Annotated in this window: 12 protein-coding genes; 1 reads left to right on the top strand and 11 read right to left on the bottom strand. The window is 67.4% G+C overall.

The window, feature by feature from the left end; all coding sequences use genetic code 11:
* Window positions 1–51 precede the first annotated feature (51 nt).
* From AAD496_RS01410 to AAD496_RS01360, 11 genes are all read right to left on the bottom strand, one after another.
* The gene (locus AAD496_RS01410; protein ID WP_349826843.1) at window positions 52–1,440 is read right to left on the bottom strand and encodes an amidase; all 1,389 of its coding nucleotides are present in this window, start codon (window positions 1,438–1,440) and stop codon (window positions 52–54) included.
* 11 nt (window positions 1,441–1,451) lie between these two features.
* On the bottom strand, window positions 1,452–1,640 hold the full coding sequence (locus AAD496_RS01405; RefSeq protein WP_349826842.1) for a hypothetical protein: 189 nt from the start codon (window positions 1,638–1,640) through the stop codon (window positions 1,452–1,454).
* 37 nt (window positions 1,641–1,677) lie between these two features.
* A complete protein-coding gene (locus AAD496_RS01400) occupies window positions 1,678–3,063 on the bottom strand; it encodes an amidase (RefSeq protein WP_349826841.1) in 1,386 nt (461 codons plus the stop codon).
* Window positions 3,060–3,269 carry a hypothetical protein gene (locus tag AAD496_RS01395; RefSeq protein ID WP_349826840.1) on the bottom strand — a complete coding sequence of 70 codons (210 nt, stop codon included), beginning with the start codon at window positions 3,267–3,269 and terminating at the stop codon, window positions 3,060–3,062. Before AAD496_RS01395 ends, AAD496_RS01400 begins: the two co-directional genes overlap by 4 nt.
* An 80-nt stretch (window positions 3,270–3,349) precedes the next feature.
* Window positions 3,350–4,132: an ATP-binding cassette domain-containing protein gene (locus AAD496_RS01390; protein ID WP_349826839.1), complete on the bottom strand. Its 783-nt coding sequence runs from the start codon at window positions 4,130–4,132 to the stop codon at window positions 3,350–3,352.
* A 3-nt stretch (window positions 4,133–4,135) separates the two neighbouring features.
* Window positions 4,136–5,026 carry an ABC transporter ATP-binding protein gene (locus AAD496_RS01385; RefSeq protein WP_349826838.1) on the bottom strand — a complete coding sequence of 297 codons (891 nt, stop codon included), beginning with the start codon at window positions 5,024–5,026 and terminating at the stop codon, window positions 4,136–4,138.
* Window positions 5,027–5,051: 25 nt separating this feature from the next.
* Window positions 5,052–6,005 carry an ABC transporter permease gene (locus AAD496_RS01380; protein ID WP_349826837.1) on the bottom strand — a complete coding sequence of 318 codons (954 nt, stop codon included), beginning with the start codon at window positions 6,003–6,005 and terminating at the stop codon, window positions 5,052–5,054.
* Complete coding sequence (locus AAD496_RS01375; RefSeq protein ID WP_349826836.1) at window positions 6,002–6,961, bottom strand: ABC transporter permease; 960 nt, start codon at window positions 6,959–6,961, stop codon at window positions 6,002–6,004. The genes AAD496_RS01380 and AAD496_RS01375 overlap by 4 nt, the downstream gene beginning before the upstream one ends.
* Window positions 6,961–8,595 (bottom strand): ABC transporter substrate-binding protein, encoded by a 1,635-nt coding sequence (locus AAD496_RS01370; protein WP_349826835.1) that lies wholly within the window; start codon window positions 8,593–8,595, stop codon window positions 6,961–6,963. The genes AAD496_RS01375 and AAD496_RS01370 overlap by 1 nt, the downstream gene beginning before the upstream one ends.
* A gap of 283 nt (window positions 8,596–8,878) precedes the next feature.
* Window positions 8,879–10,270, bottom strand: coding sequence for an amidase (locus tag AAD496_RS01365; RefSeq protein ID WP_349826834.1), 1,392 nt, complete (start codon window positions 10,268–10,270; stop codon window positions 8,879–8,881).
* A 104-nt stretch (window positions 10,271–10,374) separates the two neighbouring features.
* Window positions 10,375–11,445 carry an ABC transporter substrate-binding protein gene (locus AAD496_RS01360; RefSeq protein WP_349826833.1) on the bottom strand — a complete coding sequence of 357 codons (1,071 nt, stop codon included), beginning with the start codon at window positions 11,443–11,445 and terminating at the stop codon, window positions 10,375–10,377.
* 83 nt (window positions 11,446–11,528) lie between these two features.
* On the opposite strand from AAD496_RS01360, the gene AAD496_RS01355 reads away from it, so the two are divergent.
* On the top strand, window positions 11,529–11,918 hold the full coding sequence (locus AAD496_RS01355) for a MarR family winged helix-turn-helix transcriptional regulator (RefSeq protein ID WP_349826832.1): 390 nt from the start codon (window positions 11,529–11,531) through the stop codon (window positions 11,916–11,918).
* Window positions 11,919–11,970 lie beyond the last annotated feature (52 nt).

Genomic DNA, 11,970 nt, shown 5'->3' with positions numbered 1-11,970 from the left:
GGGGATTCCTTCCTTCGGGGTGGGTCCGGGTACCGGGGGGACGGGGAGCGGTCAGAGAGGGGCGATGCGCCCGACGTGATCGGTCGCGGCTTCGAGTGCCAGTCCGACGCCGACGAGCGTCTTCTCCTCGAAGGGCCGCCCGATGATCTGGGCTCCGGTCGGCAACCCGTTGATCGTGCCGTTCGGCACCTGGAGTGCGGGGAGACCGATGAGGTTGGCCGGAGCGCTCAGTCGGACGTAGATGAGGGTGCCGGTGTCGGTGCTGCCGTCCGCATAGGTGATCACCGGGTCGTCCCGCTTCACCGCGGTCCCGGCGACGGTCGGCGCCACGAGCACGTCGATCGGTGCGTACATCTCCTGCCAGGCCTGCTTCATGAGCGTGCGCATGCGCAGGGCGTCGATGTAGTCGACGGCCCGGACCAACTCGCCGATCTCGTTGAAGGTCCGGATCTCGTCGGTGAACTTCTCCGGGCTCGTCCGCATCGTCGTGCGGTGGTAGGCCGACGCCTCGGGGATCATGATCGCCCACTCCGTCGCGTCGATCTTCTCCGCGTAGGGGATCTCGACCTCGACGAGCTCGGCGCCCATTCCTTCGAGGACCGACAGGGTCGCCCGCCAGTTCTCCTCCATCCCGGCCTCGAGCCGTTCCGTGTAGACGTTCGTCGGTACACCGACCCGCAGTCCCGCGACCGAGGCGCCCGCCTGGTCCGCGATGTCACCGCCGGTGAACGACACGGACCCGGGGTCCCCCGGATCGAAGCCGCTCATCGCGTCCATGACGAGGGCTGCGTCCATGACGTTCCGGGTGAGGGGACCCACGTGGTCGAGCGACCACGACAGCGAGGCGACACCGGACCGACCCGCCCGCCCGAAGGTCGGCTTGAGGCCGACGGCCCCACAGAGTGCTGCGGGGATCCGGATCGACCCGCCGGTGTCGGACCCGAGCGCGACGTGGACCGCACCGGCGCCGACCGCGGCGCCCGACCCTCCGGAGGACCCACCCGGCGTCCGGGTCGGGTCCCAGGGGTTACCCGAACGTGGGGTGAGCGCTCCGTAGGCGAACTCGTGGGTCTCGGTCTTCCCCATGAGCACCATCCCGGCCTCCTGGAGCTTCGCCACGGAGGTCGAATCCGCACCGGGAACGTAATCGATGCGTTGGTCGGAACTGGCGGTCGTCGGGATTCCCGCCGTGTCGTAGAGGTCCTTCGCGGCGAAGGGGATCCCGTGCAGGGGGCCGACGTCCTCCCCTCCCGCGAGCTTCTCCTCCGCCGCCACGGCCTGGGCGAGCGCGGTGTCCGGGGTGACGGTCGTGAAGGCGGTGACCGCCGGCTCCGTCGCCGCGATCCGGTCGAGGGAGGCCTGGGCGAGATCCACCGGTGACAGTTCGCCGGAGCGGATGAGGCCGGACAGTTCGGTGAGGGACTTCTCCATGAGTGTCATCGCGGGTCTCCTCAGGTCCAGGCCGCGCGGAAGGTGCCGGACGGCGAGGTCTCCCCGTAGTCCCGGTCCCCGATCGAGGCGATGAGGTTCAACTGGGCGAGATAGTCGTCCACGTGTGATTCGAAGCGCTCGTCGCTCTCGTAGAGGCCGTAGGTCTTCAGCAGGTGGGCGACCTGTTCGGAGGTGTACTCGGTGGGCATGAGGGGTCCTTTCGCGAAAAGTGGTGGTACGGGCGGGTCAGTCGAAGGCTTCACAGGCGGCGCCGAGGGACAGCACCGTGACGTCCTCCCCCGGGAGACCCATGACCTGCAGGGAGGTCGGTATCCCTGCGGAGTCGTATCCGTTCGGGACGGTGAGCGCAGGAGCGCCGTAGACGTTCGCCGGGAGGGTGTTGATGTTGAGCGCCTGCAGTGGTGCCAGGTCCCGACCGTCCACGGTGATGCTCGATGCGTCACGTGCCGGTACTGCGATCCGCTCGGTCGGTGTCACGAGGGCGTCGACTCCTTGCATCGCCGTGGCGAACTCCGCGCAGAGCGCGCGCCGGGCACGCTGTGCATTCACGTAGTCGACCCCGGAGTACAGGAAGCCCCTGCGGATGTTGTCGACGTTGTCCTCCCCGTAGTCGTCCGGCTTCGCAGCGATCCGCTCGGCGTGGAAACTCGCGGCCTCCACGCTGCAGATGACCGAGAGGACATCGTTGGCGACCTCCAGACCGGGCAGTTCGATCTCCACCACGGTGGCGCCGGCGTCCCGGATCCTCTCCACGGAGGCCCGGAAGTTCTCGGCCGCCGCCGGGTCGAGGCCCGCTTCGAAGTATGCGGGGCAGAGTGCGATCGTCATGTCGCTGAGATCCGCTTCGGGCAGGCGGTAGGCGTCGCCCGGGGAGGAGAGCGGCCTGCCACTCATGACCGACCACGACACCGCACAGTCCTCGACGCTCCGGGCCAGGGGACCGGCGTGGTCGAGTGACCAACTGAGAGACGTGATCCCGCTCGTGTTGACGGAACCGAAGGTCCCCTTGAAGCCCGCGACCCCACAGACCGCAGCCGGAATCCGGATGGAGCCTCCGGTGTCCGTACCGAGGGCCAAGGGGAGCATCCCGGCGCCGACGGCCGCGCCGGATCCTCCGGAGGAACCTCCCGGCGTCTTGGCCGGATCGTGCGGGTTCCCGGTCTGCGGAGTCGTCGCTCCCATCGCGTACTCGTGGGTCGTGGTCTTCGCCAGCAGGATCCCGTCGGCCGCCCGCAGTGCCGCGACGGCGTGGGAGTCCTCCTCGGCAACGGGGTCACCGATCGCGGCCCGCGACCCGTTCCCGGTCACCTGCCCCGCCACGTCGTAGAGGTCCTTCGCGCCGAACACGACACCGCGCAGTGGTCCACCCGGTTCCCCGGCGTCGATCCGGGCCTGGAGTTCGTGCGCCGAATCGAGTGCCGCGTCCAGATCGAGGGACACGATCGCCGAGAGTCCCGGGTCCGTGCTCGTGATCTCCGCGGCGAAGGCCGTCACGACCTCCGGAACGGTCACCTCGCCGGACTCGACACGTCGGTGGAGCTCCGATGCCGACAGTGCGGTGAGTCCGGACCCACCGGCCACGGCCGGTGGGTCCTGTGCCGTCGTGGTCATACGGTCGCCTCCTCGTCCGTCCGGGTCACCGGGGTGAAGGTGACCGCGGGGCGCACCGATTCCTGTGCCGAGACCAGGGTCGACAGGAGCGAGGACACCCTGTGCACCTCCGTCAGCGTGTCCGCGAGGGCTTCCGGCTCGACGACCGGGCCGGAGAGTCCCCGCCCGGACATGGTGTGTGGGACGGCGGTCGGTGTGGAGGACATGTGGGGATCTCCTTTTAGGTGGGAATGCGTGTCGGGGATGTGCGCCGGGGAAGGGCTCGGCGAGAGAGGGACGTGCGTGGTCAGGCCGCCTGCGGTTCGAGCACCGAGTCGATGAGTGTCCGGGTCGTCTCGGTCGACGGGTTCCGGAGCAGGTCGTCGACCGGGCCCTCCTCCGCGATCCGACCTTTCGACAGGAGGACCGCGGACTCGCACATGAACTCGACCAGGGCGAGGTTGTGGGTGATGAGCAGCATGGTGAGCCCGTTCTCGGCCTGGAGGTCCTTGAGGAGATTGAGCACCTGCGCCTGGACGGAGACGTCGAGTGCGGCGGTCGGTTCGTCGAGCACGAGGTGGGTGGGACGGGTGATGAGGGCCCGGGCGATCCCGAGTCGCTGCCGTTGGCCACCGGAGAACTCATGGATGTACCGCTCGTACTGGTCCGGGAGCAGTCCCACCCGTTCGATCGCCGCGAGAGTGGCCGTACGCGCCTCCTCCTTCGTCCCCATGCCGTGGAGCAGGAAGCTCCGGGCGATCTGGTCGCCGACCCGCAGTCGCGGGTTGAAGGCTGACCCGGAGTCCTGGAACACCATCTGGATGGTCTTCCGGAAGACCCGGAGCTCCCCTGAGGAGAGTGTCGTGATGTCCGTGCCGCCCACGGTCACGGAGCCCGCGGTCGGCTTCTCCAGACCCATGATCATGCGGCCGGTGGTCGACTTCCCGGAGCCGGATTCCCCGATGAGACCGAGGGTCTGCCCCGCGGGGACGGTGAAGGACACGTCGTCGACCGCGACGACTCCTCCGCCGGCCCCCGGGAACACCTTGCGGAGTCCGGTGACCTCGATCGATGCGTCGGTGTTCGGCATGACTCAGACTCCCTGGAACTCGAAGAGACGACGTTCGGACCGGGGGACCACGGCTTCCTCCGGTGTGGGGACCAGTCGCGGCACGGCTTTCATCAGGCCCTGGGTGTACGCGTGCTGCGGCGAATGGAGGACCTGGGCGGCCGTCCCCGACTCGATGTGGTCACCCCGCCGCATGACGGTGACGGAGTCGCACAGATGGCTCACGACGCCGAAGTCGTGGGTGACGATGATCATCGCCATCCCGAGTTCCCGGTTGATCTTCGCGAAGAGGTCGAGGACCTCCTTCTGCACCGTCGCGTCGAGTGCAGTGGTCGGTTCGTCCGCGATGAGGAGGCGGGGCTGGGCCGCGAGTGCCATCGCGATGACCGCCCGCTGACGTTGACCGCCCGACAACTGGTGGGGGTACGCCTTGAGTTTCTTCTCCGGCTCGGGCATGAGGACGCGTTCGAGCGATTGGATCGCATACCGGCGTGCCTCCATCTTCCCGATGTCCTGGTGCCGGACGATCACCTCGACGAGAGAGGCCCCGATCGTGTACGAGGGGTCGAGCGCGGTGAGGGCATTCTGTGACACCAGTCCGATCTCACCGCCACGGATCTTCTGCATCTCCGGCCGAGGGAGGCCGAGCAGATCGGTCCCGCGATAGGTCACCGCGCCGGATCGGATCCGGGCCCGGCTGGTTCCGAGGAGCCCGAGGACCGTCATGGCGGTGACCGACTTGCCGGAGCCGGATTCCCCGACGAGTCCGCGGATCTCGCCTTCCTTCAGGGTCATCGACAGGTTCTTCACCGCATGGACGGTGCCGTTGTCGGTCTCGAAATCGACGGAGAGATCGTCGATGTCCAGGACGACCGGCATGTCGTCCAACATCTCCGAGCGTGTGGAGTAGGTCATGAGGGATGTCCTTCCGCCGGCGGCCTCAGGCCGTCTGCTTACGGGGATCGAGGGCGTCGCGCAGGCCGTCACCGACGAGGTTGAAGGCGAGGGCGACGAGGAGGATGACGAGTCCGGGGATCGTGGCGATGTGGAAGATGCCTTCGAGGAGGACCCCCGAACCGTCCGAGGTCATGATTCCCCAGTCGGGGGTGGGCGGGGTGACGCCGACACCGAGGAAGCTCAGTCCCGAGGCGGTCACGATCGCCATTCCGCACAAGGTCGTCGAGTACACGAGCAGTTCGGGGACGACGTTCGGGAGCAACTCGCGGAACAGGACCGACGGAGTGCTGTGACCGGCCGCCCGGGCGGCTTCGATGTATTCCTTCGACGACTCCTGGACGACGCTCGTGTAGGCGACACGCGACATGAAGGGGACGAACCCGACGCCGATCGCCAACATGACGTTCCCTAGGCCCGCGCCGAGCACCGCGGCGAAGGCGAGCGCCAGGAGCACGAGAGGGAAGGCGAAGACCACGTCGAGGACCCGCATGATCACCTCGCCGGCGATACCACGGAAGTATCCGGCCAGCAGTCCGATCGTGAGTGAGACCGGGAACGCGACGATCACCGGGATGACGGCCACCGCGAGCGACCACCGTCCGCCGTAGAGCAACCGGGCGAGGAGGTCACGTCCCTGCCCGTCGAGTCCGAGCGGATGGCCGGGTGTCCCGATGCCTTCGAGACGCATCGTGATGTCACCCTCGGTCGGGCTGTAGGGAGTGAGCAACGGGGCGCAGATCGCCGCGAGGACGACGACGGCGAGGAAGACGAGGGAGACCACCGCCGCGATGTCCTTCCGGAAGGCGCGGACGCCCAGTGCCCACCGGGACGGTGCCGATGACCGCGGGCGAGGTGCCGGCACGAGGGCGGGGGCTTCCGTCGAGATCTCGGGGTCGGTCGCGGACGTGGTCCGGGGTGTCGGGTCGGTGACGGTCATGCCGCGCTCCTCTTACGGGTCCGGGGGTCCAGTGCATTCACGGAGATGTCCGAGAGCAGGTTGACGATCACGAAGGCCAGAGCGATGAAGAGGATCCCTGCCTGGACCACGGGGATGTCGTTCTGGGTGATGGAGGTGAACAGTTGCTGCCCGAGACCCGGCCACCCGAAGACGACCTCAACGAGGATCACGCCGCCGAGCAGATAGCCGACCTGAAGACCCGTGACGTTGACGATCGGGGGCAGAGCGTTGCGCAGGGCGTGCTTCCACAGGATCGCCCGCTCGGAGATCCCCGAGGCGCGAAGGGTCCGGATGTAGTCCTCCTGCAGGGTGTCGACCACGACCGACCGGGTCATCCGGGCGATCACCGCGAGGGGGACGAGGGCTGCGGTCACCGCTGGCATCACGAGGTGTGCGAGGAGGTCACCGATTCCGCCCGGTGCCCGTGGGTCGAACATCCCGCTACTCGGCAACCAGCCGAGCGTGATCGCGAAGAGTCCGACGAGGATGAGTCCGAGCCAGTAGACGGGGACGTTCGCTCCGGCGAGAGCCGTGAACATCGCGATCTTGTCGAAGACGGAGTTCTGCTTGTACGCAGCGATCACTCCGAGCGGGACTCCGATGACGAGGCAGAGGACGAGCGCGGCGAAGGTCAGCAGCATCGTGTTGAGAAATCGGGGTCCGAGGAGGAGCCCCACCTCCTGCTGCACCGTGTAGGACCGCCCGAAGTCGCCCTGGAGCACGCCGAGGAGGTATCCGAAGAACTGCACGATCAGTGGCCGGTCGAGCCCCATCTCCTCCCGCATGGCCGCGATGGCCTCCTCGGTCGCACCCTGACCGAGGACCGCACGGGCGGGATCGCCCGGGACCAGTTGCATGAGGAGGAAGACGACGATCATGACGCCCAGGAGGACGAGCACCGTCGAGAGGATCTTGTTGCCGATTGTCCTGAACATCACTGCAGCCCCACTTCGATCAGGTCGTACCATTCCTCGCTCGCCGACACGAAGCCCGTCACCCGCGGGGACAGCGCCATGGGAGCCTTGTCGTTGACCACGGGGACCATGAAGTAGTCCTCGGCCGCGATCTCATTGGCTTCCGCCCAGTGGGGCAAGGCCTCCTCCTCGGTCGGTGAGGTGATCGCTTCGTTCATCGCCGCTTCGAGCTCCGGATTGTCGTAGTACCCGACATTCGAACCGTTCGGAGCGATCTGCGTCTTGCTGGCGACCAAGTAGAGCCAGAACGGAGTCGTCATGCCCCACGACATCTGCCCCATCCCGGTACCGTCCTTGAGACCCTCGTTGTGGAACGAGATGTAGGAGATCCACTCCTGGGTATGGAGGGTGACGTCGATCCCGATCTCGGCCAGGTTCTGTTGGATGTACTGCGCCATCTCCGCCGGGATGATCTGGCCGGAGCCGTCGGTCGAGGTGATGAGGGTGGTCGAGAACCCGTCCTCCAACCCGACGGAGGCAAGCAGTTCCCGCGCCTCGGCGAGGTCCCGGTAGAAGAGATCGTCGCGCTTCTCCCACACATCGATGGCGGGAGGCTGGACGTCGTACGCCGGCAGAACGGTGTCGCTCAGCAAGTCACTCGCCATTCCCTCGCGGTCGATGGCCAGATTGATCGCTTTGCGCACCTCCCATTTCTGCATGTTCGGGTCCGTGTGGTTGAAGCTCAGGTACCAGAGATGGGGAGGAGTGCCCTCCGAGATGGTGAATCCTTCTTCCCGGATCGCGTCGACACTGTCGGGGCTGGGGACGGTCACGATGTCGACCTCACCGGCACGAAGCGCTGCGATCCGCGCGGAGGAGTTTGGCATCGGACGGAAGACGACACCGTCGAGCTGCGGGGTCGTGCCCCAGTAGTCGTCGTTCCGCGTGAGGCTGATCCGTTCGCCACGGATCCGCTCGTCGAACTTGAATGGACCGGTTCCCACCGGGTGGTCGGCCACGTCCGGGCCCCACTCCTCGATCGACTTGGGGCTCATGATCGCGGTCGAACCGCCGCCTCCCTGGGCGAGCATCCGGATGAAGGCCGAGAAGGGCTGGCTGAGTTCCACCACGACGGTGTACTTGTCCGGGGTCCGGACATCCTCCGTGAACTGCCAGACCTTCGAGGTCTGACCGGCCGCCCGGGAGGAGTACTGCGGCGACTCCGGGTCCCACATCCGCCGGACGTTGTACTCGACGGCATCCGCGTCGAGTGGCTCACCGTCGTGGAAGGTCACTCCCTGCCGGATGTGGAACGTGTAGGTCTTCCCGTCCTCGGAGATGTCCCAGGACTCGGCCAGACCACCTTCCAGCGCCGGGACGGACGCCTCCGAGGACGGCGTCCGCAGATCCTCCGTGACGAGAGGCTCGAAGATCTGCCGATTGATCCGCCAGGTGACCCAGCCACCGGCGGATTGGGGATCGAGGATGTCGGCCTCGGACTCGATCGCGATGACGAGGGTGTTGTCGGTGAGCGTCGCACCCTGGGCGACCGCACACCCGCTCAACGCGAGAAGGCCCACGAGCATCGCCGCGATCGCGGCGCGCGTCCGGGCCACTGCTCCACGCAGTCGGGAGGGGAGGGGGGATCGGATCATTCCGGCTCCTATGTCGTCCGGTGAGGGGATACGGCCAACCTAGGAGCACATGGGGCTTCCGGGACCTCCTGTCGACGACTGTTCACACAACCCCGGAAGACTCTTACAGGATGGAAATATTCGAGGGTTCCACGTCACGTGTATGCAATCTGGAGCCGACCTGCCCCACAGGAACCACACCCGCCGACCACGGCCCGGACGACGCGACCCGGACGACGCCGAGGCGCCTGCAGGGTTCCCGTCGGAACTCCGCAGGCGCCTCGGGCGCGGAACGGTCGACCGATCAGACCGTCGGGTGCGTGCAGTGGAAGTCGGTGTGCGACTGGTAGGTGTGCCCCGCGGCGAACAGCATCTGCTCGGAGAAGGGTGCGCCGACGAACTGCACGGACAATGGCGTGCCACGACCGGTACTCCCCGTCGGCATCGTGATGGAGGGGAACCCACAGTTGTCGATCGGGGCCGTGGCGATCGTGAGCGCCGTGAACAAGGCGGGGTCCTCACCGAGGGTCGCCATCTGCTCCACGGTGGGTGACGCGAGACCGGTACCGGGAAGCAACAGGATGTCGATGTCCTGGAACAAGCGTTTCATGTCGCCGGTGAAGGAGCGGCGACGTTCCATCATCGTCTGGTACTCGGTCGCCGTGAGCGACAGGCCCTTCTCGATGAGGCCCGCGAGGTCGGGCCCGTACTCGTCCTTGCGGGAGGGATAGGTCGGTGCGTGGTACTCGGCGGTCTCGACGGCGCAGAGCCCGATCCAGTCGGCAGCAGTCTCCACGAATCCCTTCGTGGAGACCTCCAGGACGGTCCAGCCCATCTCCCGGAGCGCCTCGGCGGCGGAGAGGATGTTCGTACGGGTCTCCTCGTCCATGAGATCGAGCAGTGCGGGGTCGAGCCCGACGACGGGGGCCGATTCCAGGCGGAGGGAATCCTCGTACACCGGGACCGGCTCGACCGCACTCGTCGGGTCGGCCTCGTCCCGGCCAGCGATCGCCGAGAGCACGATCGCGGCGTCCTTCGCACTCCGACACATCGGTCCGATGTGATCGAGACTCCCGGCGAGCGTGAAGACACCGTGTCGACTGACCCGGCCCCAGGTCGGCTTGAGACCGGTCACGCCGTTCTGGGCCGAGGGGAGACGGATCGAGCCCCCGGTGTCCGAACCGAGGGTGGCGAAGGCCAGACCGGCCGCGGCCGCCACTCCGGAACCGCTCGAGGACGACCCCGTCCATGTGTCGTGGCCCCAGGGGTTGAGCGGTGTGGGCAGGTCGGGGTGGTGGGAGGTGTAGGCACCTTCGGTCATCCGCAGCTTGCCGAGCAGGACCGCGCCGGCCTCACGGAGTCGGGAGACGACGGTCGCGTCGAAGTCGGGGCGGAAGTCGGCGTGGATCGTCGTGCCGGCCGCCGTCGGGATCCCCTGTGTGTAGGCCAGGTCCTTCACGGCCACCGGGACTCCGTGCAGGGGTCCGCGGTAGCCACCCCTGGCGATCTCGGCGTCGGCCGCCGCGGCCTCTGCGAGAGCCTGGTCCTTGAGGACGAGGGCATAGGACTTGAGGACCGGATCGACCGCGTCGATCCGCTCGAGCATCTTGGTCGTCACCTCCACCGAGGTGACCCGGCCGGTCCGGAGGAGTTCTGCGAGCTGGGAGAGTTCGAGGTAGGCAATGTCGTCGTGCACGCGGGTCACGCCTTTCGGGGATGAACGGAAGAGCTGTGCGCCCTCTTTCCATTCGGAAGGATATTCCTCACATGTTGCGCAGACGTGACGCGCGACACGGAGCTTCAGGCCGCGTCGAACTCGAGTCCGTCGGCACGCCCCAGCCTCATCCGACGCGCCATTCCGAAGGTGTCACCCGTGACGACGCCGGTCCCATTCATCGGGTCGACGGGGCCGGATCCACCGCACCGCTCCTCATCGATCGCGGAGCGTAGTCCGACATAGGTGTGCTCGGACCAGGCGTTGAGGACAGGGGTGGGACCGTCGGCCGACGCGGCCAGGCGTTCGCGGATCTCGCCACGTCGACCGTCCTGCGAGGAGTTGAAGGCGAACGCCCCGGAGAACAGACCCCCGGTACGGTCACCGCCGAGTGCGTACAGGACGTTCTCCTCGAGGACCCCGGAGTAGCGGACGACCGTCCGATCGAGACCCGCATGCTTGAGCTCCCGCAGGACCGGGAGGAGCTCACTGGCCGGGAGGTTGAGCACGACGCCGTCGATGCCACTCCTCCCGATCCGGTCGACGATCACCCCGGGAGAGGCCCGCACGGCACCGAGCGGGCACCGCACGTCGAGGACGACCGATCCCCCGCGCTCCTCGATCACGTGACGGGACCGCCGGCCCACACACTCGCCCCAGAGATAGTCGCTTCCGACGATCCCCCAGGTCCGCGCGCCGGTCTGCGCCATCACCGGCGCCAGCTGTGACGCCGTCTGCGCGGAGGACTCACCGACGTTCCTGATCATCGGGCCGCCCACCTCGTCCTCGTAGGACGGCGCGAAGTAGTACGGGACCACGTGGGGACCCAGAGAGGCGAGCACCGCCCGCAGGGTGTCACTGGTGTGGAGGCCGACGATCGCCTCGACCCCGCCCGCGGTCACGAGTGCCGCGATCTGTTCGGCGACATGGTGGGCATCCGCGCCCGAATCGACGAGGACGATCTCGACGGGACGGTCGGACGCCGAGCGGGATTCTTCGGACTCCTCGTAGGCGAGGCGCACCGCTTCGAGAGAGGAGGGGCCCATGATCCCCAGGACACCGGTGAGAGGGAGTGCCGCACAGATCCGCAGCACACTCCGATCCGGCCCGTGGAGGAGAGCCTCCGCGGGGTCGACGGGAGTGAAGCGGATCACCATTCGTCCAGCATATCCGCTAGCCTGATCGTCGGTACTTTCCCCGCGCATCGCGGCCGGGGACCCGAGAACACCAGGAGTCGCCGGTGGACACCGAGACGATCGCCCACGGCCTCGCCACGTGGAAGGCCATCGAACGTTCCTTGGCGTCAGTGCTCGCGGAAGATGATCTCCGGGTGGACCAGTGGCGGCTGCTCACTCTTCTGAGAGAACGTCCCGGTCTCTACATGGGAGAGGTGGCCGAGGCCCTGTCCCTCCCGAACGCCTCCACCACCCGTCTCGTCGACGACATGGCGAGCTCGTCCCTGGTCTTCCGTGCCCCGGCGCCCGAGGACGGGAGGAAGGCCGTCGTCTACCTGTCGCGGACCGGACGCGAGAGGCTCGCCCGCGCGGACGCGGTCGTCGCGGCGAGGTTCGAGGGTCTGGACGCACAGGCGCTTGACCGCGCGCCTGACAGAGCTGTCGAGACGTCGTAGATTTTCCGGCCCGCTGAATCCTCTCGGCGCCGTGAGATGCGCATCTCACGGC

This window comes from Brevibacterium litoralis (assembly GCF_040212315.1).
In the GTDB taxonomy this organism is placed as follows: domain Bacteria; phylum Actinomycetota; class Actinomycetes; order Actinomycetales; family Brevibacteriaceae; genus Brevibacterium; species Brevibacterium litoralis.
The sequence above is the reverse complement of the archived record's forward strand: the minus strand, read 5'-3'. Positions and strand labels throughout refer to the sequence as shown.